This is a genomic window from Streptomyces sp. NPDC002643, from assembly GCF_053592555.1.
This window is the reverse complement of the sequence record NZ_JBSFVY010000048.1, coordinates 40263-62442: the sequence shown is the minus strand read 5'-3', so window position 1 is coordinate 62442 and position 22180 is coordinate 40263. Positions and strand designations below refer to the sequence as shown.

The window sequence follows — 22180 nt, the reverse complement described above, 5'->3', positions numbered from 1 at the left end:
GGCTGGCCCACGGCCGCACCCGCCGGCGGCGGCGGTCCCGCACCCGGCGGTCAGGGCGGTCACGCGCCCGCGTCCCCGCCGGCGGGCGCGCACGCCGCCGGCCCCGGCCCGAGCCCTCAGACGGCACCCGCCCCCGCCGCCCACAACCCCGCCCCCGGCGGCCTCGACCCCCGCGTGCTGTGGCCGAACGTCCTGGAGGCGGTCAAGAACCGTCGCCGCTTCACCTGGATTCTGCTCAGCCAGAACGCCCATGTGGCCGGTTTCGACGGCACCACCCTGCAACTCGGCTTCGTCAACGCGGGCGCGCGCGACAACTTCGCGAGCAGCGGCAGCGAGGACGTCCTGAAGGCCGCGCTCACCGAGCAGTTCAATGTGAACTGGAAGATCGAGGCGATCGTCGACACATCGGGCGGCGGCTCCGGCGGCCCGTCATCGGGCGCCCCCGGCGGTTACGGCTCACCCGCTCCGGCCGCAGGCGGCTACGGCGGTGGGGGAGCCCCCGGCGGCTACGGCGCTCCGGGCGGCGGCTACGGCGGAGGCGGCGGAGGTTACGGCGCGGGTGGAGGCGGCGGTTACGGCGGCGGCTCCCCGGCCGCGACCGCAGCCCCGGCGGCCCGCCCCACCACACCCCACCAGTCGGCACCGGCCCCCGCACCATCGGCCTCCACCCAGGCCGCACCCCAACAGCCGACCCCGGCCGCCCGACCCACCGCAGCACCGCCCACCACACCGCCCCCGGCCCCGGAGCCCCCTCCGGTCGCCCCCGAGGACGACATCCCGGAGGAGGACGACCCCGACCTCGACGAGTCCGCCCTCTCCGGCCACGAACTGATCGTCCGCGAACTGGGCGCGACGGTGGTGGAGGAGATCGCCAACGAATAGCGAGCCGGGGAGACCGAGCGGGGTCAGTGTGACTGGCCCCGGTGAAGCCGGTCCCTGGGAAGACCGGTCCCTGCGGCGGCGGTCCCCGCAGGGTCAGTCCCGGCGAAGGCGGGGGCGGCCCCGGTGGTGTTGGAAGCCGTCCGTGGGGCCAGCCCCGGCGGAGGTGGAAACGGTCCACACGGGGCCGGCCTCGGGGATGCCGGGCCTGGGGAGCCCCTGGGCCTGGGGAAAACCTGGGCCTGGCGGAGCTGGGAGCGATCTGCGTGGGGCCGATCCTGGCGGAAGGTGGGGGACGGTCCCCGCGTGAGGTCAGCCCAGTTGGACGAGGGAGTGGGTCCCCGTGGGGCCGCCCCCGCCGGAGGTGGGAGCGAGCGGCCATGGCACCCGGCCTCGGGTCCGAGTGAGGTACACCTCTTCCCCACTTCCTGCGGGCAACTGTGTTCCTCATCCCCCTCCGGGCAATCGTGTTCCTCACCCCCTCCGGGCAATCGTGCCGCTGGGGCGATGGGGGTACCGCCCGCGCGAGCGAAGCCGAGCGTGGAGGAGGGTGGGCGCAGGCGGCCCCCTGCGAACGCCGGCAAGTGAAACCCCGGCCACGGCCGGCATGGCTGAATCCCCGGCCAAGGCCAGCGCGGGCTGAAGCCCCGCCCAAGGCCGGCCCCGGCCGGACCGCCCGGTGCCCCAGCGTCAGCCGGCGTCAGCCGCCGGGGTGCCCCAGCGTCAGCCGGCGTCAGCCGCCGGGGTGCCCCAGCGTCAGCCGGCGTCAGCCGCCGGGGTCCCCCAGCGGCAGTGCGGCAGCCCTACCCCATTCATGCGATCCCACAACCCCACCCCGTCCCACCTCTCGGAAGTCTCTACAACCCCACCCCGTCCCACCCCTCGGAAGCCTCTACAAAGGCACCCCGCTCCGCCGGTTAGGCTGGCCCCGTGAAGGTCCTCGTCATCGGTAGCGGTGCTCGTGAGCACGCGCTGTGCCGCTCTCTGTCCCTCGACTCCGACGTCACCGCGCTCCACTGCGCGCCCGGCAACGCGGGCATCGCGGAGGTGGCCGAGTTGCACTCGGTCGACGCGCTGGACGGCGCCGCCGTGACCGCCCTGGCCACCCGGCTGGAGGCCGACCTGGTGGTCGTGGGCCCGGAGGCCCCGCTGGTCGCCGGTGTCGCCGACGCCGTGCGCGAAGCGGGCATTCCGGTGTTCGGCCCCTCCAAGGAGGCCGCCCAGTTGGAGGGCTCCAAGGCCTTCGCGAAGGAGGTCATGGCGGGAGCCGGCGTCCCCACCGCCCGGTCGTACGTGTGCACGACCGCGGAGGAGATCGACGAGGCCCTCGACGCCTTCGGTGCCCCGTACGTCGTGAAGGACGACGGACTGGCGGCCGGCAAGGGTGTCGTCGTGACCTCGGACCTGGACAAGGCGCGTGAGCACGCGCTCGCGTGCGGCCGGGTCGTCATCGAGGAGTTCCTCGACGGCCCCGAGGTCTCCCTCTTCGCGATCACCGACGGCGAGACGGTCCTCCCCCTCCAGCCCGCCCAGGACTTCAAGCGCGCCCTCGACGGCGACGAGGGCCCGAACACCGGCGGCATGGGCGCGTACTCCCCGCTCCCGTGGGCCGACCCCAAGCTGGTCGAGGAGGTGCTCCAGTCGGTTCTGCAGCCGACCGTCGACGAGATGCGCCGCCGTGGCACCCCCTTCTCCGGCCTGCTGTACGCGGGGCTCGCGATCACCAGCCGTGGCGTACGGGTGATCGAGTTCAACGCGCGCTTCGGCGACCCCGAGACCCAGGTTGTGCTGGCCCGCCTCAGGACGCCGCTCGCCGGTGTCCTCCTCGCGTCCGCCAAGGGCACCCTCGCCGACCTCGAACCCCTCCGCTGGAGCGACGACGCGGCCGTCACCGTGGTCGTGGCCTCGCACAACTACCCCGGCACCCCGCGCACCGGCGACCCCATCACCGGCCTCGCCGAGGTGGCCGCCGAGGACGCCCCGCACGCGTACGTGCTGCACGCCGGCACCAAGCGCGACGGCGACACCGTGGTCAGCGCCGGCGGCCGCGTCCTCTCCGTCACGGCCACCGGCAAGAACCTCACCGAGGCCCGCGACCGCGCGTACACCGCCATCGCCCGCATCAGCCTCGACGGTTCCCAGCACCGTACGGACATCGCGGCGAAGGCAGCGGCAGAGGCCTGACCACCGGCGGGACCGAAGAGGCGACGGCGCCAAGGCGTGACCTGGGGGCGGGCGGACCCTGCTCCCAAGGCGCACGCCGCCCCACACGCCCCCCCGCCTCCAACCCGTCCCCAGCGCGCTCCCTCAAGGCCCCGCCACCCCCAAAACACCCCCACACGCCCGCGCCTCCACCCACCCCGCACGACGCACGCACCCGCGCGAACGCACACGCCCGCCCCGCCCGCGCGACCCCGCCCAACCGCCCCCGTCCCCGCACCCGGTTGCGGACCACCCCCGACGGGTACGACACCCAGGCCCCGGAATCCTTCGACGGACCCCAGGAACCCTCTCGGCAGGCGCCGGGAACCCCTGGGGAACAGCGGTGGAAACCGGGGCCCGATCCTGTCCGGTGTCCTTCACCTCTACCCAAAGCCATTCCATCGAGTGACCGATGCGCCATACGGCTGACGACGGCCGAGGCCCCAACTATGGTGCGGCGCAAGCGTTCCGGCACTTGGCCCACCGGCATTGCGATGTCAGTGGTGGGTGCCACAGTGGGGGAGTGAGCAACGCCAGGGCAGTCGGCGGCGACCACTGTGACGACCGGTCGTCGCGGCACACGCCGCACGGGACAGCAGGGGGTGACATCGGGTCGTGACCGGTATGGCTGGTGGTGAGGAGGCGGGCGCGCAGGCCGCGCGCTCCCGGGCTCTCGCCGTGCTGCGCGTCCGCAGCCGGGCGCTGGCCGTGGCCCTGCTGCCCGCGGCCGTCGCCGTCGTGCTGCTGACCGGCGGTTCCACCGGCCACTTCACGGGCCCCGCCTGGTCCATGGCCACCTGGGTCGTCTCCGTCCTCGCCGCCGCCGTCCTGCTCGCCGCCACCGGCATCGCGCTCGTCGTCGCCCGCGCCCGCCCGGCCGTCAGCCCCACCGTCCCGATCACCGAGGAGGCCGCCCCCGACCTGTACCGCCTCGTCCGCGACCTCGCCGACCGCCTCGACGTCCCCCCGCCCTCCGCGATAGCCCTGACCCCCGACTGCGACAGTTGGCTGGAGGACCGCACCCACCCGTCCCACGCCCCTCCGTCCACCACGTCGCGGGGCCAGTCCCCGGCCGGTGCCGGCGGGAGGGCCGGTGACGGCGGGAGCGACGCGCCCCACGAGGACGGGATGGACGAGATGGATGAGATGGCCGGCGTACGAGGGCTGTCCGGACTGTCGTCCTCACGACGCCACCGCACCCCGGCCACCCCCGTACTGGTCATCGGCTCACCCTTCCTGTGGTGGATGCGGGTCGGCGAGCTACGGGCGGTGCTGGCACCGGTCGTCGCGGGTACGGGCCCGTCGGCGCACCCGGACATAGCCGCGGCCCGCCGTTTCGTACGGGGGCTGGACGCGGCCGTGGCGGTCGCCTCGGCGCCGACCCACGGCCCCCTGGTGCGTACGGTGTTCGCCGGCGTCGGCTGGGTCACGCGGCTGCTGCTGCGCGGCTGCCGGGAGCACGCGGCGGAGATGGAGCGGGGCGTCGCCGCGGCCGCGGCCGAGCGTGCACAGGCTGTGGATTACGGGCTGCGGATCGTCGCCCAGGAGCAGGTGGGCCTGGCCTACGCGGGCTGGGACCGTCTCCTCACCCGGGTCGCGCTGCCCGCCTGGCGGATGGGCCGCTGGCCGTCCCGTCTCGACGCGGGTGTCGTCGCCGCGCTCACGGAGCTGTCACGCCGCGACCGTCTCGCCGAGGGCTTCGCCTCCCGGCTCGGCGAGCGCCCCGCCTGCGACCTGCTCGAAGAGCCGGGCACCGTCGACGGGGCGGCGTCCCTGCTGGCCGCCCGCCTCTTCCACGGCGGCCCAGCGGAATCCGGCCCCGACTGGGCCCCGGTGGACTGGCACAAGTACCCGGACGAGGTGGTCGACCGCAAATGGCGCACCGACGCGGCCCGCCTCCACCGGGTCCTGGACACCCTCGGCGTACGCCACACCCCGGACACGGACCCGGACACCCCCGGCCCGGCCACCGGCGGCCCGACCCTGTCCCGCGTACTGAACCACCTGACCCTCCCGGACACCCACCACCCCCCCGAGCCGCACGACGGGCCCGGGCCACATCCACAGGGCATATCGGCCCCCGGCGACCCCACCGCCCCCGACGACGACGAACAGGGCCATTTCACCGCTGGCGGTTCCGCCCTCGCGCACACCGCCCCCGCCGACGACGAACCCGGCCTCGCCAACGCCCGCGCCGCCGCCCTGGCCGCCGCGATCACCGCTGAGCTGGCCCAGGAGGAGGCGGCGGCCCCCGCCACCGCTCGCGGCGGCACCGGCACCGCAGGCTCCGGCCCGGGCTCCGACGCGCAGGGCCCGGACCGGGCGCTGTGGGATGACGGCGTACTGCCCCTGTTCCCGATGCAGCCACCGCGTACCGGCCGCGAGCTGCTGGCCGAGCACGTCACCGCGATGGTCTGCTGCGCCGCGATGGACACGGCCGGAGCGGTCCCCGGCCTCGACTGGCTGGACGGCCCCTCCCTCCTGATCGCCGGCGAGCGGGCCGCCGACCTCGCCCCCGGAGTCCTCACCCTCGTCGAGGACGGCGACCCCACCCCCCTGCGCGACTGGCTCCGCCGACTCGGCGTCCGCCCGGAGAAACCGGTCCGTCTGGTCTGACCGCTCCGACGAGGGAGAACGGCAACGGCCATCAACTCCCCATCCGGAGCTTTCTGTTCCACTCCCGCTCCAGTCCCGTCAAATAACAACGAACGGTGATGGAGTGCGTGCGTAATGTGATGTGCTGGGACCGATCGCGTACTTATGCAGGGACTTGCGACAGCTCACGGGGGGCACGAGGGAGGGGAGAACTCATGAGCTCGGAGCGCTCAGACCGCTCGCACCGAACGGACCACAACGCGGACCGCGCGGACCACACTGACAGCGCACACCACACCCATCACACCGACAACACCCATCACACCGACAACACCCATCACACACACCGAACGGACCACCCCCACGACCCAACCCCCACCATCCCCACTGCCCCCCAGCCCCCCCACACCCCCCGCTGGGAATCCGGCGCCCTCGCCCACGCCGTGTCCGACCCCTTCGGGCAGGGCCCCGTCCCCTGGCTGCGAGGCAATGTGACGTACTTCGACGACACCGGCCAGGTGGTCCCCTGGTACGTCGACCCGTCCCCCGGCGGCCGCACGGCCACGGCCACGGCCACAGCCACCGCCACGGCCACGGACACCCCCCGCGTCCCGGCCCCCCGCTCCGCCCCGGGCCCGGGCCCCCGCTCCGCCGACGACGTGCACCGGCAGATCAAGGGCTTCACGGCCACCGGCGCCGCCGCGCCCGGCGAGTCCATCGACTTCCACATCACCGTGGACCCGCCCCAGGAATTCGGCGTCGACATCTACCGCATCGGCCACTACGCGGGCGACGGCGCCGCGAAGATCACCACCAGCCCCCGCCTCTCCGGCATCGTCCAGCCCCCGCCCCTCACCGCCGACCGCACGGTCTCCTGCCACCACTGGTGGCTCTCCTGGCGGCTGCAGATCCCCAGCTTCTGGAACGTCGGCGCCTACGTAGCCGTCCTCACCACCGCCGACGGCTACCGCTCCCACGTCCCGTTCACCATCCGCGACGACCGCCCGGCGGACCTGCTGCTCCTCCTCCCGGACGTGACCTGGCAGGCGTACAACCTCTATCCGGAGGACGGCCGCACCGGCGCCAGCCTCTACCACGCCTGGGACGAGGACGGCCGGTTGCTCGGGGAGTCCGACGCGGCCACCACCGTCTCGTTCGACCGCCCGTACGCCGGTGCCGGCCTCCCCCTCCACGTCGGCCACGCCTACGACGTCATCCGCTGGGCCGAGCGCTACGGCTACGACCTCGCCTACGCCGACGCCCGCGATCTGCACTCGGGCCGCGTCGACCCCACCCGCTACCGGGGGCTGATCTTCCCGGGCCACGACGAATACTGGTCCCAGCCGATGCGCCGCACCGCCGAGCTGGCCCGCGACACCGGCACCTCGCTCGTCTTCCTCTCCTCCAACACCATGTACTGGCAGGTGGAGTTGAGCCCGTCCCCGTCCGGTGTCCCCGACCGCCTCCTGACCTGCCGAAAACGCCGGGGTCCCGGAAAACCCGCGCTGTGGCGCGAAGTCGACCGCCCCGAGCAGCAGTTGATGGGCATCCAGTACGAGGGCCGGGTCCCCGAACCCCACCCCCTGGTCGTGCGCAACGCCGACCACTGGCTCTGGGACGCCACCGGAGCCCACGAGGGAGACGAACTGGACGGCATGGTCGCCGGCGAGGCCGACCGCTACTACCCGCGCACCCCGCTCCCCGAGCACCAGGGCCGTATCCTCCTCGCCCACTCCCCGTACCGCTACGGCAAGGGCGACGCCGTCCGCCACCAGGAGACCTCCCTCTACCGGGCCCCCTCCGGCGCCTGGGTCTTCGCATCCGGAACGTTCGCCTGGTCCCCGGCCCTGGACCGCCCCGGCCATGTGGACACCCGTATCCAACGCGCCACGGCCAACCTCCTGGACCGCATCTGCAAACGTGACTGACCACACCCGGCGCGAAACACACCCACCGCCCCCGATCCAACCCCTGACCAAGACCGACCCTCCCCATGCGGGACAATCGACCCACTTGGTCATCACCACGGGGAGGAACCGTGTCCGGATTCGTAGAAAAGCCCGAGCCTCTTCAGGTTCCGGGCCTGGTGCATCTGCACACCGGCAAGGTGCGCGAGCTGTACCAGAACGAGGCGGGCGACCTCGTGATGGTCGCCAGCGACCGACTGTCCGCGTTCGACTGGGTGCTGCCGACGGAGATCCCCGACAAGGGCCGGGTCCTGACGCAGCTCTCGCTCTGGTGGTTCGAACAGCTCGCCGACCTGGTCCCGAACCACGTCCTCGGCACCGAACTCCCGCCGGGCGCCCCCGCCGACTGGGCGGGCCGCACCCTGATCTGCAAGTCCCTGCGGATGGTCCCGGTGGAGGCCGTGGCCCGCGGCTATCTCACCGGCTCGGGCCTGGTGGAGTACAACGACTCCCGTACGGTCTGCGGCCTCGCCCTCCCCGAGGGCCTGGTCGACGGCTCGGAGCTGCCCGCGCCGATCTTCACCCCGGCCACCAAGGCCGCTGTCGGCGAGCACGACGAGAACGTGTCGTACGAGGAGGTGGCCCGCCAGGTCGGCGCGGAGACCGCCGCCCAGCTGCGCCAGCTCACCCTCGCCGTGTACGGCCGGGCCCGGGACATCGCCCGTGACCGGGGGATCATCCTGGCCGACACCAAGTTCGAGTTCGGCTACGAGAACGACAGCCTCGTCCTCGCCGACGAGGTCCTCACCCCCGACTCCTCCCGCTTCTGGCCGGCCGACCAGTGGGAGCCGGGACACGCGCAGCCCTCGTACGACAAGCAGTTCGTCCGCGACTGGCTGACCTCGGCGGAGTCCGGCTGGGACCGCAAGAGCGAGCAGCCCCCGCCGCCGCTGCCGGAGCAGGTCGTGGCCGCCACCCGCGCCAAGTACATCGAGGCGTACGAGCGCCTGACGGGCCTGGCCTGGAGCTGAGGGCACGGATGAGGCCCCGGTCCACCGGACCGGGGCCTTCATCTTTCTTCTATGACTGAAGCAAGAGCGGACGACGAGGCTCGAACTCGCGACCTCAACCTTGGCAAGGTTGCGCTCTACCAACTGAGCTACGTCCGCACTGCGCCGTGGCGCGAGAGCAACTATACCCAACCTCGCTCCCGTGCGAGCCGTGCTGCCGCGTGCCGGTTCTCCACGCCGAGTTTGGAGACGGCCGACGAGAGATAGTTCCGTACGGTCCCGGGCGACAGCGCGGCCCGCTCGGCGATCTCCGTGACGGGCGCCCCGTCGGCGGCCAGCTCCAGCACCTCGGCCTCACGCGCGGTCAGCGGCGAGTCCCCGGAGGAGATCGCGTCGGCCGCCAACTCGGGGTCGACGTAACGGTTTCCCGCGTGCACCGTACGGATGATCTCGGCGAGCCGCTGTGCGCTGACGGTCTTGGGGACGAACCCTCGCACACCTGCCTCAAGCGCCCGCTTCAGATGTCCGGGGCGGCCATGACCGGTGACGATCAGCACCCGGCAGCCAGGCAGTTCCGTCCGCAGCGATGTGGCCACCCTCACACCGTCGGCCCCCGGCATCTGCAGATCCAGCACCGCCACATCCGGCCGATGCGCCCGCGCCATGGCCAGCGCCTCCGGCCCACTGGCCGCCTCCGCGACCACGACCAGATCGTCCTCCAAGGCCAGCAGCGCGGCCAGCGCTCCCCGAATCAGATGCTCGTCATCGGCGAGCAGCAGTCGCACGGGCTGCCCGGCGGCCTCCGTTACGCCGCTCATGACGCGGCCCCGCGTACGACCCCGCCGCCCCGCGCCACCCCGGCGCCGTGCGCGCCCCCAGTTCCACGCGCCCTCACCGAACGCGCACCCCCCGAAGCCAACGGCACCGTGGCCACCACCCGGAACGCGCCCCCGTCCACCGCCCCCGCCGCCAGGACCCCGTCCACGACCGCCAGCCGCTCCCGCAGCCCGGACAGCCCGGACCCCGCCCCCTCGGCCTCTCCCCTCACCACGTCGTCCACGGCACCGTTCTCCACATCGTTCTCCAAGGTCAGCACCACCTCGCCCGCCGTCACCCGGAGGGACACCGCGCACTGCCCGGTGTTCCCGTGCCGCAGCACATTGGTCGTCCCCTCGCGCACCACCCAGGCGAGCGCGGACTGTACGTCGCCCGGCAGCTCCGCCGTGTCGTCGCCGTCGACCGAGCAGTCGATCCCGGCGGCCTCCAACACCCCCTGCGCACCGGCGAGTTCGACGCGCAGGTCGGCCTCGCGATACCCCCGTACGACCTCCCGCACCTCACGCTGGGACTCCTGGGCGATCCGCTGGACCTCGGTCATCTGCTCGACCGCTTCCGGCCGTTCGCGGCGGGCGAGCTGGATGGCCAGTTCGCTCTTCAGCGCGATCACCGCGAGGTTGCGGCCGATCACATCGTGCAGATCGCGCCCGAAGCGGAGCCGTTCCTCGGCGACGGCGAGGCGGGCGCGGGTCTCGCGGGCCTCGTCGAGTTCGTAGACGGCCTTGATCAGCCAGACGGAGAAGACGGAGGTGAAGGCGAAGAGCGAGGTGGCGGCCAGCATGGCGATCGCCGAGACCAGCGCCGTGGCCGTGCTGCCCTCCAGGAAGAGGCCCAGCACCCCGGAGCCCGCCGTGTGGCAGGCGATCAGGTACAGCGCGCTCCGACGCCGACGGATGCCGAGCGTGATCATCCCGATGCCGAAGACCAGCACACCCCCGAACACCGCGCCCAGTGCGGTGGCCGCCTCGTCGTCGACCCCGCGTTTGATCAGCACGAACGCGGCGACCCCGATCGACATGCCGACCACTCCGACCGCCCACATCAGCCGGATGGGCTGTTCGCGGGTGCCGCGCACCCAGTCGAGCGCCCGCACTGCGGTCAGTACGCCGAGCACGCCGTGTACGCACATCAGTGCGAACACCCAGATCGCCTGCTCCAGCGCCACCTGCCCGAAGAGCTGCACCCCGAATGTCCCGACCTCAAGCACCGGGAACGAGTAGAACGACCACCGCGTGTACGTCTCCACCTTCGCCGGCGTGGTCTTGGCCCGCCAGATGGCGACCGGCCCCCGCATCCCCCAACTCCCCTCATCGACCGACGCCCATCGACCGGCCCTCAGTCGACCGATCCGTCATCCACCGATCCTCACCGATGTCCCCTCATCGGCGCGGTTCCCAACGGAACCACCGCCGTACAGCAAACACCGCGAGTACGGTCCAGGCCAGGCCGGTCGCGAAGGCGCCCAGGGCCTCGTACGCGCTCAGGTCACCGGTCCAGCCGCCGCGCACCAGGGTGACGGCGGGGGACAGCGGCAGCAACTCGCAGATGCCGGCGGCCCGTTCGGGCAGGACCTCCAGCGGGACGGTGATCCCGGAGGCGAGGGCCGACACGAACACCACCGGCAGCGAGGTCACTTGGGCGCTCTCGGCGGTACGGCTGAACGCGGCCGTGACCGCCGCCAGGGCCACGCACAGCACGATGCCCAACAGCACACCCAGCACGGCGAGATGGGCCGCCTTCGGGGCGCCCATGTCGAGCAGCACCGTGCAGCCGATCGTCAGCAGCACACACTGGCCGAGCCCGATCCCGACGGCGGGCAGCGACGCCCCGACCAGGATCTCCGGGTCGCGCAGCTCGCCCGTGCGCAGCCGCTTGAGGACGAGTTCCTCACGGCGTACGACATAGACGTTGGTGAGGGAGGTGTAGACCGCGAAGAGCAGCGCGAAGCCGATGCCGGCCGGCAGGATCACCGTCCCGGCGTTCAGCCCCGCCCCCTCCAGGTCCATCTCCTCGGTCACCGACCGCACACTGAACGGCAGCACCAAGGGAATGAACAACGCCGTGACCAGCGTGGCCCGGCTCCGCCCCAGCAACGTCACCTCGGCCCGAGCGAGGGCGGCCATACGGCTCTTCACGGTCGTAGGACCCGTAGGACCTGTAGGACCCGTAGAACCGTCGTACGACGTGGACGTGACGGCGCTCACGCGGCCACCCCTTCCTTGTGCTCACCCTTGTGCTCGCCCTTACGGGCCTCAACGCCCGCGCTCTCCTTGGCGATCCGCAGGAACGCCTCCTCCAGCGAGGCCGACCGCACCTCCAGCCGCGCCAGTTCGACGCGGGCCCGCTCGGCCCACATCAGCAGCCCGGTGGCCGCCCGCTGGAGTTCCCGCGTGCGCAGCACCACCGCGCGCCCGTTCACCTCGTGCCCGGTGACGCCCAGTTCGCCGAGGGGCGGCAGGTCGCCGAGGAAGTAGCCGTCGGGCAGGTCGAAGGAGATCCGGGACGGCTGGGAGGCGGTCACCTCGGCCGGGGTGCCGGTCGCGGCGACGCTGCCTTCGTGGAGGATGGCCAGCCGGTCGGCCAGGTCCTCCGCCTCCTCCAGGTAGTGCGTGGTGAGCAGCACGGTCGTACCCCCGTCGCGCAACTCCCGTACCAGCTCCCAGGTGTCCTGGCGGCCCTGTGCGTCGAGTCCGGTCGTCGGCTCGTCCAGGAACAGCACCTCGGGCCGCCCGAGCAGCGCCAGCGCCAGATCGAGCCGCCGCTTCTCACCTCCGGACAACTGTTTGACCCGTACGCCGGCCCGCCTCCCGAGCCCCACGAGCTCCAGCGCCTCCCCGATGGGCCGGGCCCCGCTCGTGCAGCCGGCCCACATCCGTACCGTCTCGCTCACGGTCAGCTCGGAGGGGAAGCCGCCCTCCTGCAGCATCACGCCGATCCGGGGCCGTACGGCGCCCCGCTCCCCGTAGGGGTCGTGCCCGAGTACCCGCACGCGCCCCCCGGAGGGCGGCGCGAGCCCCTCCAGCAGCTCGACCGTCGAGGTCTTGCCCGCGCCGTTGGTGCCCAGCAGTGCGAAGAGTTCCCCCTTGCCGACGGAGAAGGTGACCCCCCGTACGGCTTCGAAACCGCCCCCGTATACGCGCCGGAGGTCGGTGACCTCGATCACATTCTCGTGATCGTGACTGTTCACGCCCTCGTGCCCGTTCGTTTTCATGCGTTCAGCGTCCCAGCGGTATGGGCAGGGCGGCAGGTGCGCGCTGTCATGACTCGGCATGACAAATGTCAGGGCCGCGCGAAACCCTGATGTCAGGGAGGCATCCGGGGCATGAGAAAACCCCGGTCCAGTGGACCGGGGTCTTCTTTCAAGAGCGGACGACGAGGCTCGAACTCGCGACCTCAACCTTGGCAAGGTTGCGCTCTACCAACTGAGCTACGTCCGCATTGCCTCCGACCGGCTCCCACCGATCGGCGCGGAGACCACTTTACCTGATCCGGAAGGATGCTCGGTAAGCGATCAGAGCGGGTGACAGGAATTGCACACTGCGCCTCCCCCCTGGAAGGGGGGTGTTCTACTACTGAACTACACCCGCGTGACTCCGGTGAGCCGGGCCTTTCGGCCTTGCCCCTCGGCGTGCTCCAGACTTTAGCCGACCAGGAGGGGTGCAACGCAAGTCGGTTGTCCGGAGGGGAGGATGACCGGCCGTCGGCCCTTCACCTCAGACGGCCTTCGGCCCCTCACCTCACGCGACGGTCGCCCCTCACCTCGCACGCCCCTCGGCCCACCGTGCCCCAGGCCCACCGGAGCCATCAGCTCACTGCGCCGCGGTGAACGCCTCGTAGACCCTCTTCGGGATGCGCCCGCGCGCCGGGACCTCCATCTTGTTGGCCTGTGCCCAGGCGCGGACGGCCGCCGGGTCGGGGGCGACCTGCGTCTGCTTGTACGCCTTGCCCGACTTCGACCGCTTGCGGCCGGCTTCCACGTACGGCGCGAGCGCCTTACGCAGTTTCTTGGCATTGGCTTCGTTGAGGTCGATCTCGTACGACTTGCCGTCGAGTCCGAAGGTGAGCGTCTCCGCCGCTTCCGAGCCGTCGATGTCGTCGGAGAGAGTGACCACGACACGCTGCGCCACGAATATCGGTCCCTTCGTGCGACATCTCTCCGTGACGTGCCCATACGTCTGGGGGATGTCCGTTGTCCGGCTGTTATTTGGGCAAAGTATCGGCTATTGCCAATTCATTTGTACAGGGCTCGGCATTGCAATGTGAAGACAGACTTAATCCGCCCGCGTGTCCGTCGCGCAATAGGGTTCGAGGATCTTTCCGTAACTTTTCACGAAGAGGATCACTCGATACCCGTTCCGATACCGGATCGTGACGCCTTCCTCGCGGAACGTTGCCGAACATGGGCGATACGCCGCCGATCTTCGCTGATCTCGGCCGGTCTCCGCTGATCACCCGCATTGCCTGGTGCTTTCCTACGAATCTACCCGCGTAGAAATTTTGTGCGGGTAGTCTGAAGACCACCTGTGGGATGACACCTGCTAGGAAACCTGCTCAGCACCACAACACCGGGAGTGCCAGTGGCACGCGTCGTAGTCGACGTCATGCTCAAGCCGGAGATCCTCGACCCCCAGGGCCAGGCGGTGCAGCGTGCGCTGCCGCGCCTCGGTTTCGAGGGCGTCTCCGACGTACGTCAGGGAAAGCGATTCGAACTGGAAGTTGACGGACCGGTGGACGACGCCGCGCTCGCCCGCATCCATGAACTGGCGGAATCCTTCCTCGCGAACACCGTGATCGAGGACTTCACCGTCAAGGTCGAGGAAGTCGCGGAGGCGGCGAAGTGACCGCTCGTATTGGCGTCGTCACTTTTCCGGGAAGTCTCGACGACCGGGACACCCAGCGCGCGATCCGGCTCGCGGGCGCGGAGCCCGTGGCCCTCTGGCACAAGGACAAGGACCTCAAGCAGGTCGACGCCGTCGTGCTCCCCGGTGGTTTCTCCTACGGCGACTATCTGCGCGCCGGTGCCATCTCCCGCTTCTCGCCGGTGATGGGCACGGTCATCGAGCAGGCGAAGTCCGGCCTCCCGGTCCTCGGTATCTGCAACGGCTTCCAGATCCTCACCGAGGCCCATCTGCTGCCGGGCACGATGCTGCGCAACAACCATCTGCACTTCATCTGCCGGGACCAGAAGCTGCGCGTGGAGAACGCCACGACCAGCTGGACCAGCGACTACGCCGCCGGGCAGGAGATCAGCGTCCCGCTGAAGAACAACGACGGGCAGTACGTCGCCGACGAGTACACCCTCGACAAGCTGGAGGCCGAGGGCCGGGTCGTGTTCCGGTACCTGGGCTGGAACCCGAACGGGTCGCTGCGGGACATCGCCGGCGTCACCAACGAGGCCGGAAACGTCGTGGGCCTGATGCCGCACCCCGAGCACGCGGTCGAATCGCTCATCGGCACGGGCCGCACCGACGGCCTCCCCTTCTTCACCTCGATCCTCAAGAAGCTGGTGGGCGCATGAGCCGGACGCCTCTGGACACGGTCGAGCACGCGGCCGCGACCCCCGACGTCGAGCTGCCCTGGGCCGAACTCGGCCTGAAGAAGGACGAGTACGAGAGGGTCGTCGAGATCCTCGGCCGCCGCCCCACCGGTGCGGAGCTGGCCATGTACTCCGTCATGTGGTCCGAGCACTGCTCGTACAAGTCCTCGAAGGTCCACCTCCGCCAGTTCGGCGAGAAGGCCCCCGAGTCCGAGGCCCTGCTCGTCGGTATCGGCGAGAACGCGGGCGTCGTCGACGTCGGCCAGGGCTACGCGGTCACCTTCAAGGTCGAGTCGCACAACCACCCCTCCTACGTGGAGCCCTACCAGGGCGCGGCCACGGGTGTCGGCGGCATCGTCCGCGACATCATCGCGATGGGCGCGCGCCCGGTCGCGGTCGTGGACCCCCTGCGCTTCGGCGCGGCCGACCACCCCGACACCAAGCGCGTCCTGCCGGGTGTCGTCGCCGGCATCGGCGGCTACGGCAACTGCCTGGGCCTGCCCAACATCGGCGGCGAGGTCGTCTTCGACGCCTGCTACCAGGGGAACCCGCTGGTCAACGCCGGTTGCATCGGTGTGATGCGGCACGAGGACATCCACCTCGCGAAGGCGTCCGGCGCGGGCAACAAGGTCATCCTGTACGGGGCCCGCACGGGCGGCGACGGCATCGGCGGAGCCTCGATTCTCGCCTCCGAGACCTTCGACGACGCCAAGCCGTCGAAGCGCCCGGCGGTCCAGGTCGGCGACCCCTTCCAGGAGAAGCTGCTCATCGAGTGCACGCTCGAAGCCTTCAAGGAGAAGCTGGTCGTCGGCATCCAGGACCTCGGCGCGGCCGGACTCTCCTGCGCCACGTCCGAGCTTGCCTCGAACGGCTCCGGCGGTATGCGCGTCACCCTGGACGACGTCCCGCTCCGCGACTCGACGCTCTCGCCCGAGGAAATCCTCATGAGCGAGTCGCAGGAACGCATGTGCGCGGTCGTGGAGCCGGAGAAGGTCGACCGTTTCCTGGAGATCTGCGACAAGTGGGACGTCATCGCCACGGTCATCGGTGAGGTGACGGACGGCGACCGTCTGGAGATCTTCTGGCACGGCGGCAAGATCGTCGACGTCGACCCGCGCACGGTCGCCCACGAGGGCCCGACCTACGAGCGCCCGTACGCCCGCCCGTCCTGGCAGGACGCGCTCCAGGCGGACGACGCGAACAAGCTGCCCAGGCCGGAGACCTCCGAGGAGCTGCGCGAGCAGATCCTGAAGCTGGTGGCCTCCCCCAACCAGGCGTCGAAGCAGTGGATCACCTCCCAGTACGACCACTTCGTGCAGGGCAACACGGTGCTGGCCCAGCCGGAGGACTCCGGCATGATCCGCATCGACGAGTCGACCGGCCTCGGCGTCGCGATCGCGACGGACGGCAACGGCCGCTACGCCAAGCTCGACCCGTACACGGGCGCGCAGCTGGCGCTGGCGGAGGCGTACCGGAACGTGGCGACGACGGGCGCGAAGCCGCTGGCCGTCTCCGACTGCCTGAACTTCGGCTCGCCCGAGGACCCGGCGGTGATGTGGCAGTTCGCGGAGGCCGTACGCGGTCTGGCGGACGCCTGCCAGCAGCTGGGCACCCCGGTCACGGGCGGCAACGTCTCCCTCTACAACCAGACCGGCGAGGCGGCGATCCACCCGACCCCGGTCGTGGCGGTGCTCGGCGTCATCGACGACGTGGCCCGGCGCACGCCGGTCGCGTTCCAGGAGGAGGGCCAGCTGCTCTACCTCCTCGGTGACACCCGCGAGGAGTTCGGCGGTTCGGCCTGGTCGCAGGTCGTCCACGACCACCTGGGCGGTCTGCCCCCGCAGGTCGACCTGGAGCGTGAGCGTCTGCTCGCCGAGATCCTGATCTCGGCCTCCCGCGACGGAATGATCGACTCCGCGCACGACCTGTCCGACGGCGGTCTGATCCAGGCCGTGGTCGAGTCGGCGCTGCTGGGCGGCAAGGGCGCGCGTCTGATCGTCCCCGACGGCCTGGACGCGTTCACCTTCCTGCTCTCGGAGTCGGCGGGCCGCGCGGTCGTGGCCGTGCCCCGCTCCGAGGAGGTCCGCTTCAACGACATGTGCGGTGCGCGGGGCCTCCCGGTCACGCGTATCGGTGTCGTGGACGGTACGGTGTCCGATTCAAACGCGGTGGTCGACATCCAGGGCGAGTTCAGCCTCACCCTGGCCGAGCTGCGCGAGGCCCACGAGGGCACGATCCCGGCGCTGCTGGCGTAAGCGCCGGTCCAAGCACCGGTCATACGACGGCGAAGGCCGCCGCTCCAGGTATCCCATGTGGACCTGAGGCGGTGGCCTTCACCTCTCTGTACGGGTCAGCTGACGACCTTGAGCGTCCGGGGGAAGCCCACGCTCTTGGCCTTCTTGTAGACGCTGCGGATGTCCGACGGCTTCAACTTGATGCAGCCGGCCGACTTGTAGTCGCTGTTGCCGTCCCAGCGGGTGGGCTCGGTGTTGCCCGCGTTGCCGTCCTGCTTCATCTCGCTGTGGATGAAGAGTTCGGTGCGGACCGTTGAGCCGTTCTTGCACGTCTTGTCGTTCAGCTGGAAGGCGTACCCCTTGATCAGGGAGCCGTTGTAGTTGGTGTTGTACCGCTTGATCTCGTAGCTGCCGTTCGGCAGCCAGCCCTTGTTCTTCTCGCACTCGTTCGTCGTGACCCCGGACCCGGCCCGCCACGAGGCGACCTTCGTCTGCTTGCCCGACTGCACCTTGATCAGGTTGAGGCGCGAGTTCGTGTTCGTGCCCTTGTCGAACTGGAAGTAGTACGTGGTGGCCTGGGCCCCGGTGGGCGCGGCCTGCGCGGGCGTCAGCCCCGTGACGAAACCCCCGAGGGCGAGAACGCTGCCCGCGATGGCGACGCTCCTGCGGATACGCATGGTTGTACTCCCCGTTTTGATCTGCGTGTGGCCTGCGTGTGGTCTGCGCTTGGCCTGCGTGTGTGGTCTGCTGGGCGCCGGTTCGTTCGGCGCTACGCAACGATCGCAGTGGCCGCGGAGGCGGCGCCATGACTTTCCATGGGTGTCGAAAGCCGCTGGTCAGGACGGTTACGGTGACGGCCGAGCAGTGCCGCGCCGGTCGGGGTGAGGGTGTGCAGCACGGTGTTGGCGTTGCGGCGGCTGGTGACGAGGCCCGCGTCGCGCAGCACGGTGGTGTGGTGGGTGGCGGTGCCGGGGGAGATGCCGAGGATGCGGGCGAGTTCGGAGGTGGTGGCCCCGCCGGCGAGGACGCGCAGTACGGCGGCTCTGGTCCGGCCGAGGAGGGTGGCCAGGGGCGCGTCGTCATCGGCGGCGTGCGCGGGCGCGTGCGCCGGGGTGTGGAGCAGGGGGTAGAGCAGTACGGGCGGCAGGTCGGGGTTGGCGAGCGAGTTCGGGCCGCGCCAGCAGAAGTACGAGGGCACCAGGCGCAGTCCGCGTCCGTCGAGGTGGAGGTCGCGGTCCTCGCTGTAGTCGACCTCCAGTACGGGGGGCCGCCAGCGGATTCCGGGTGCGAGACCGGTGAGCAGGCCGTCGACTCCGCCGTCGAGGAACGCCCGTGTCCGCAGGGCGCGTTCGCTGTCGATGTGGGCCTGGATGGTGTCGTGGTGCGGGGCGATCACCGCTTCGTAGTAGGCGCGGAGGACCGAGGTCAGCTCCTTCAGGGGCCCTGGCTCCGCGAGGCGGGTGACCCAGGCGGGAGCGCCGACGACGCGGCGGAGTTTCTCCGTCTCGTGTCGTATTTGGGCGGGCGGTGTGTCGAGGACGGCCGACAGACCGTCGTCCAGTGTTTCGCCGCCCGCGTGCGGGGTGAGGAAGTCGGGGAAGTAGGCCGCTCGCGGCAGTACGGGCAGCAACAGTTTCCGTACGGCTGTGCCGAGCGGGGTCCCGGCCAGCGCGGCGCGGGTGTCGCGGTACCAGGGGGCGTAGGCCCAGCGTCCGGTCCTGGTCTGCAGCCGGTGCAGGCTGTGCGTGATGTCCCAGAGGGGATCGGGACTCGCCGCCATCTGCAGCCGGGCGAGGTCCTCCGGGCCGAAGTGAATACGTAGCACGCCGAATGTCCCCCATTCGTCCCGTGCCGTGTGTCTGTGGTGCGGCCCGGCCACCTGCGGCTGGGCCATGTACACGACACTCGTGTTCGGGGCCGAGCATGCGGGTGGGGAAGCGGCGGCCAAAACCGGCGCGACGGGCGTTCACGTTTCGTTTCCGGCTTCCGGCCTCTTGCGGAGATTTCCGCCTCGATGAGGGACGTGGAGTCAGCGGACGTAATTCTTGAGGATCTCGGTGTCCAGCTCGATGCCGATGGGATCGGGGAGGTGCACCGTCTCGCCGAACTTCGCGGTGCGAATGTCGCGATAGCCGCCGACCAGCGGGTCCGGGCCGCTGTGCACGGTGACGGTGCATGAGTCCCGATCGATCAGAAGGTACAGCGGGATGCCGGACTGACCGTACGCGGCCGGCTTTTCGTGCCGGTCCCGCCGGTCGGTGTCCGAGTCGTACGAGGTGACCTCGACGACCATGAGGGCCCCCTGGGGGTCGGCCCACTCACCGTGCCCGGCGAAGTGGGCCTCGGGGGTGAGCACCGCGTCCGGTTTGGCTCTGCCCTCTCGGTAGGACTCGACCTTGAGCCCTCGGCCCTGATACAGGTCCAGGTCGGGCCTGGACCGCATACAGCGCCGCGCAAGCCACGTCACGATCGTGTCGTGGTCTCCGTCCGCCACCTTCTTGACCCCGATCTGTCCGTTGATGAACTCCAACGTGACGGTCTCGGGAGCAGAGGAAGCGATCGTTTCGAACTCCTCCACCGACATCTGAGACGTGCGCTCGGCCATAACCGTCATGTTGCCCCCCTTTCCAGGCGAAGGCCAGTGTCGCCCGTGGGCGTTGGAGCGAGGCGAAGTTCGCCATCGATCACACTTTCGGGCGACCTTTCCCCCGGTCCGCGCAGCCCTGGCAGGCGTACTCCGTGCGGCCGGGGCCGGTGCCGCCGTGGATCACGGCCACCGGGACCGTCTTCTCGGCGGGGTACTCACAGCGCCCACAGATCCGAGTGGTTCGTAGGCACGCCGAGCACATACGGCCCGTACGGTCCCCGGTGCCGTAGCGCAGGAAGGGCGCCCGGCCGGTGCCGCAGAGGGTGCAGAGCGGCTCCGCCGCCGGGTCAGTCGCTGCCATGGCCCCGGCCCGCCGTGACGTTGGTGGGGACGTACGGCGCCGAGACGCCCCAGCCGGGCACGGCCGCCGCCGACTCGGGCTGAGCCACCTCCGGTGGGGGAGGCGTGGCCCGCCGCGTACGCCAACGCCGGCCGAGCCTTCGCAGCAGCGCCCTCACGCCTGGGCCTCCCGGGCGACGAGTTCGGTGTCCTCGACGAGGGACTGCCGCTCGGTGTGATCGCTGAGCCGCACCCAGAGAAACGCACGCTCGGCGTCGACCCCGGCATACCCGGACCCGACCTGAACGACGACCCCTTCAAAGGGCTCGGGCCGCTCACGGAGGTGGCGGTCGGGTGGGACGTAGGTGGTGCCGCGGACTTGGTCGCCGACGCGGAAGGGGGCGGTGGTCTGGGGGCGCTGTCTGCGCGGGGGAGTGGTCATGGGACGACGGTCGCGTAACGGGCAACGGCACCGCAATCGAACGAGGGAATCCCCCGAGAAGTGGTATATGCCGCGAGGTCGGCAAAACCCTGCGCGAGGTGGGCATGGGGTGCCAGACTGGCAACACCGACCGCGATCAGCCCGGCACGGGGCGTGATCTGCCGGGCATGGGTGCTCAGTTGGTGGGCACGAGCGACGAAGAGGAGGGCATGTTGGCTGCGAAGACGGGGCCGACGATTCGGCGTCTGCAACTCGGTCAGGAGCTGCGTCGGCTACGCGAGCAAGCACCGGCCGAGGACGGCAGCGACGGGCGCGGACTGACCAGGGGCCAGGCGGTACGCGGGACCGGCGTATCGGAGTCGACACTGCATCGCGTGGAAAAGGGGATGACCAGCCTCCCCAAGGCGCAAGACCTCAAGGCACTGCTCGACCGGTACGGCGTCACGGACCCGGCAGACGTGGAGTTCCTGTTGGACGTCCACAAGAACTCGCTGAACCGGGGCTGGTGGTCGCCGTACCGGACGTTCATGCCGTCCGGGTTCAACATCAGCGTTGGTCTGGAAGGGGACGCGAAGATCATTCGCGCTCATCAACCGAACGTCATCTACGGTCTGTTCCAGACCGAGGGGTACATGCGGGCGATGTTCGAGGTCTCCAAGCCCGTGGAAGAACGCACGACCGAGTTCGTCGAGCGGAACATCGAGATTCGCCTGCGGCGCAAGGAGATCATCACGCGGACCAACCGGCCGGTCGAGGTGCATGCGATCCTGGACGAGGCCACGCTCGTGCGGGTCTACGGCAGCGTGGAGGTCATGCGGGAGCAACACCAACACCTGGCTGAGTTGGCCGCGTTGGAGCATGTGACGCTGCAGATCCTGCCGATGAGCCAGCCTGTCTACCGCTCAACCAAGAACTTCGTCCTCATGGAGTTCGAACAACCGCTGCCCACAGTCGTCAGCATCGATACCTGGGAAGGGGTGTCCGTCACGGACAAGGACACCGAAATCTGGAGGACCACCCGTAGGTTCGATGCAATGAGAGCCGAGGCAGCCTCGCCGCGGGACACACAGCGCTTCCTGGAGCGGGCTGCGCGAGAATGGGAACAGTCATGAGCACCCACTCCAATGCCCTTGAACTGGCCGAAGCGCAGGCATGGTTCAAGGCGTCCTACAGTGAAGACAACGGCGGCAACTGCCTCGAAGTCGCCGACCTCATACCCACCCGCAACCTCGTCGCCATCCGCGACTCCAAGAACCCCACTGGCCCCGCCCTCGCCCTCTCCCCAAAGGCGTTCACGGAGTTCGTCGCGTCCATCAAGGCGTAGCCGCCTGGCTGATCTGCCCTCTTGCCTGCGGAAATCGGCTGCCTCACCCTTCAGTGCAGGTGTCCTGTATCAGCAAGAGCGAGAGGAGGAGCGCGCATGTCGCAGCAGCACGACACACCTGGCGATGGGGAGAGCACGGACCCGTTTGCCCCGCCCGCAGTGATCGTTCTCGGTGATGCCGCCACCCTGACTCGGGGGAGCGACGACAACAGCACCGAGTCGAAGCAGACCCCGTACGACTGATCCGACGACCCGATCAGGGGCACCCGCACATGTGCGCAGGTGCCC

21 protein-coding genes, 3 tRNA genes and 1 pseudogene are annotated in these 22180 nt (G+C 70.5%); 11 read left to right on the top strand and 14 right to left on the bottom strand.

Features of this window, described 5'->3' with window-relative positions:
• The 5 genes and pseudogenes from ACWD4G_RS41585 to ACWD4G_RS41565 form a co-directional block, all read left to right on the top strand.
• Positions 1-882: pseudogene (locus tag ACWD4G_RS41585) on the top strand (DNA polymerase III subunit gamma and tau); the annotation flags it as partial.
• A gap of 927 nt (positions 883-1809) precedes the next feature.
• Positions 1810-3063 carry a phosphoribosylamine--glycine ligase gene (gene purD / locus ACWD4G_RS41580; protein ID WP_451303192.1) on the top strand — a complete coding sequence of 418 codons (1254 nt, stop codon included), beginning with the start codon at positions 1810-1812 and terminating at the stop codon, positions 3061-3063.
• Between the two features lie 633 nt (positions 3064-3696).
• Positions 3697-5697 (top strand): hypothetical protein, encoded by a 2001-nt coding sequence (locus ACWD4G_RS41575; RefSeq protein ID WP_451303190.1) that lies wholly within the window; start codon positions 3697-3699, stop codon positions 5695-5697.
• Positions 5698-5891: 194 nt separating this feature from the next.
• Positions 5892-7604, top strand: a complete 1713-nt coding sequence (locus ACWD4G_RS41570; RefSeq protein ID WP_451303188.1) for a N,N-dimethylformamidase beta subunit family domain-containing protein — start codon at positions 5892-5894, stop codon at positions 7602-7604.
• Positions 7605-7714: 110 nt separating this feature from the next.
• A complete protein-coding gene (locus ACWD4G_RS41565; protein WP_451303186.1) occupies positions 7715-8614 on the top strand; it encodes a phosphoribosylaminoimidazolesuccinocarboxamide synthase in 900 nt (299 codons plus the stop codon).
• A gap of 65 nt (positions 8615-8679) precedes the next feature.
• Here ACWD4G_RS41565 and ACWD4G_RS41560 read toward each other — a convergent pair.
• The 8 genes from ACWD4G_RS41560 to ACWD4G_RS41525 all read right to left on the bottom strand — a co-directional run bounded on the left by ACWD4G_RS41560 (position 8680) and on the right by ACWD4G_RS41525 (position 13557).
• A tRNA-Gly gene (locus ACWD4G_RS41560) sits at positions 8680-8752 on the bottom strand.
• 23 nt (positions 8753-8775) lie between these two features.
• Entirely contained in the window at positions 8776-9411 is a 636-nt protein-coding gene (locus ACWD4G_RS41555) for a response regulator (protein WP_451303184.1), read from the bottom strand.
• The gene (locus tag ACWD4G_RS41550; protein ID WP_451303182.1) at positions 9408-10724 is read right to left on the bottom strand and encodes a sensor histidine kinase; all 1317 of its coding nucleotides are present in this window, start codon (positions 10722-10724) and stop codon (positions 9408-9410) included. Before ACWD4G_RS41550 ends, ACWD4G_RS41555 begins: the two co-directional genes overlap by 4 nt.
• Before the next feature lie 85 nt (positions 10725-10809).
• Positions 10810-11553 (bottom strand): ABC transporter permease, encoded by a 744-nt coding sequence (locus ACWD4G_RS41545; protein WP_451303180.1) that lies wholly within the window; start codon positions 11551-11553, stop codon positions 10810-10812.
• Between the two features lie 77 nt (positions 11554-11630).
• Positions 11631-12641 carry an ABC transporter ATP-binding protein gene (locus tag ACWD4G_RS41540; RefSeq protein ID WP_451303178.1) on the bottom strand — a complete coding sequence of 337 codons (1011 nt, stop codon included), beginning with the start codon at positions 12639-12641 and terminating at the stop codon, positions 11631-11633.
• 153 nt (positions 12642-12794) lie between these two features.
• Positions 12795-12867: transfer RNA gene (locus ACWD4G_RS41535), tRNA-Gly, on the bottom strand.
• A gap of 78 nt (positions 12868-12945) precedes the next feature.
• Positions 12946-13017: transfer RNA gene (locus tag ACWD4G_RS41530), tRNA-Gly, on the bottom strand.
• 222 nt (positions 13018-13239) lie between these two features.
• Entirely contained in the window at positions 13240-13557 is a 318-nt protein-coding gene (locus ACWD4G_RS41525) for a histone-like nucleoid-structuring protein Lsr2 (protein ID WP_451303176.1), read from the bottom strand.
• Between the two features lie 450 nt (positions 13558-14007).
• Between ACWD4G_RS41525 and purS the strand changes: the two genes are divergently transcribed.
• Genes purS through purL form a run of 3 tightly spaced genes read left to right on the top strand, consistent with a single transcriptional unit; the run spans position 14008 to position 17221 of the window.
• Positions 14008-14271, top strand: coding sequence for a phosphoribosylformylglycinamidine synthase subunit PurS (gene purS, locus ACWD4G_RS41520; RefSeq protein ID WP_200306228.1), 264 nt, complete (start codon positions 14008-14010; stop codon positions 14269-14271).
• Entirely contained in the window at positions 14268-14948 is a 681-nt protein-coding gene (gene purQ / locus ACWD4G_RS41515; RefSeq protein ID WP_451303174.1) for a phosphoribosylformylglycinamidine synthase subunit PurQ, read from the top strand. Before purS ends, purQ begins: the two co-directional genes overlap by 4 nt.
• Complete coding sequence (gene purL, locus ACWD4G_RS41510; protein ID WP_451303172.1) at positions 14945-17221, top strand: phosphoribosylformylglycinamidine synthase subunit PurL; 2277 nt, start codon at positions 14945-14947, stop codon at positions 17219-17221. The genes purQ and purL overlap by 4 nt, the downstream gene beginning before the upstream one ends.
• Before the next feature lie 95 nt (positions 17222-17316).
• On the opposite strand, the gene ACWD4G_RS41505 is transcribed toward purL, so the two are convergent.
• The 6 genes from ACWD4G_RS41505 to ACWD4G_RS41480 form a co-directional block, all read right to left on the bottom strand.
• The gene (locus ACWD4G_RS41505; RefSeq protein WP_451303170.1) at positions 17317-17877 is read right to left on the bottom strand and encodes a L,D-transpeptidase family protein; all 561 of its coding nucleotides are present in this window, start codon (positions 17875-17877) and stop codon (positions 17317-17319) included.
• Between the two features lie 92 nt (positions 17878-17969).
• Positions 17970-19025 (bottom strand): ArsR/SmtB family transcription factor, encoded by a 1056-nt coding sequence (locus ACWD4G_RS41500; protein WP_451303168.1) that lies wholly within the window; start codon positions 19023-19025, stop codon positions 17970-17972.
• Between the two features lie 204 nt (positions 19026-19229).
• Entirely contained in the window at positions 19230-19814 is a 585-nt protein-coding gene (locus ACWD4G_RS41495; protein WP_451303166.1) for a Uma2 family endonuclease, read from the bottom strand.
• A gap of 70 nt (positions 19815-19884) precedes the next feature.
• Positions 19885-20148, bottom strand: a complete 264-nt coding sequence (locus tag ACWD4G_RS41490; RefSeq protein WP_451303164.1) for a hypothetical protein — start codon at positions 20146-20148, stop codon at positions 19885-19887.
• Positions 20135-20305, bottom strand: a complete 171-nt coding sequence (locus ACWD4G_RS41485) for a hypothetical protein (RefSeq protein WP_451303162.1) — start codon at positions 20303-20305, stop codon at positions 20135-20137. Before ACWD4G_RS41485 ends, ACWD4G_RS41490 begins: the two co-directional genes overlap by 14 nt.
• Entirely contained in the window at positions 20302-20568 is a 267-nt protein-coding gene (locus ACWD4G_RS41480) for a hypothetical protein (RefSeq protein WP_451303160.1), read from the bottom strand. The genes ACWD4G_RS41485 and ACWD4G_RS41480 overlap by 4 nt, the downstream gene beginning before the upstream one ends.
• Positions 20569-20672: 104 nt before the next feature.
• Between ACWD4G_RS41480 and ACWD4G_RS41475 the strand changes: the two genes are divergently transcribed.
• From ACWD4G_RS41475 to ACWD4G_RS41465, 3 genes are all read left to right on the top strand, one after another.
• Positions 20673-21680: a helix-turn-helix domain-containing protein gene (locus tag ACWD4G_RS41475; RefSeq protein WP_451303158.1), complete on the top strand. Its 1008-nt coding sequence runs from the start codon at positions 20673-20675 to the stop codon at positions 21678-21680.
• The gene (locus tag ACWD4G_RS41470; RefSeq protein WP_451303156.1) at positions 21677-21892 is read left to right on the top strand and encodes a DUF397 domain-containing protein; all 216 of its coding nucleotides are present in this window, start codon (positions 21677-21679) and stop codon (positions 21890-21892) included. The genes ACWD4G_RS41475 and ACWD4G_RS41470 overlap by 4 nt, the downstream gene beginning before the upstream one ends.
• A gap of 96 nt (positions 21893-21988) precedes the next feature.
• On the top strand, positions 21989-22135 hold the full coding sequence (locus ACWD4G_RS41465; RefSeq protein ID WP_451303154.1) for an albusnodin family lasso peptide: 147 nt from the start codon (positions 21989-21991) through the stop codon (positions 22133-22135).
• The last annotated feature ends 45 nt before the right edge of the window (positions 22136-22180 follow it).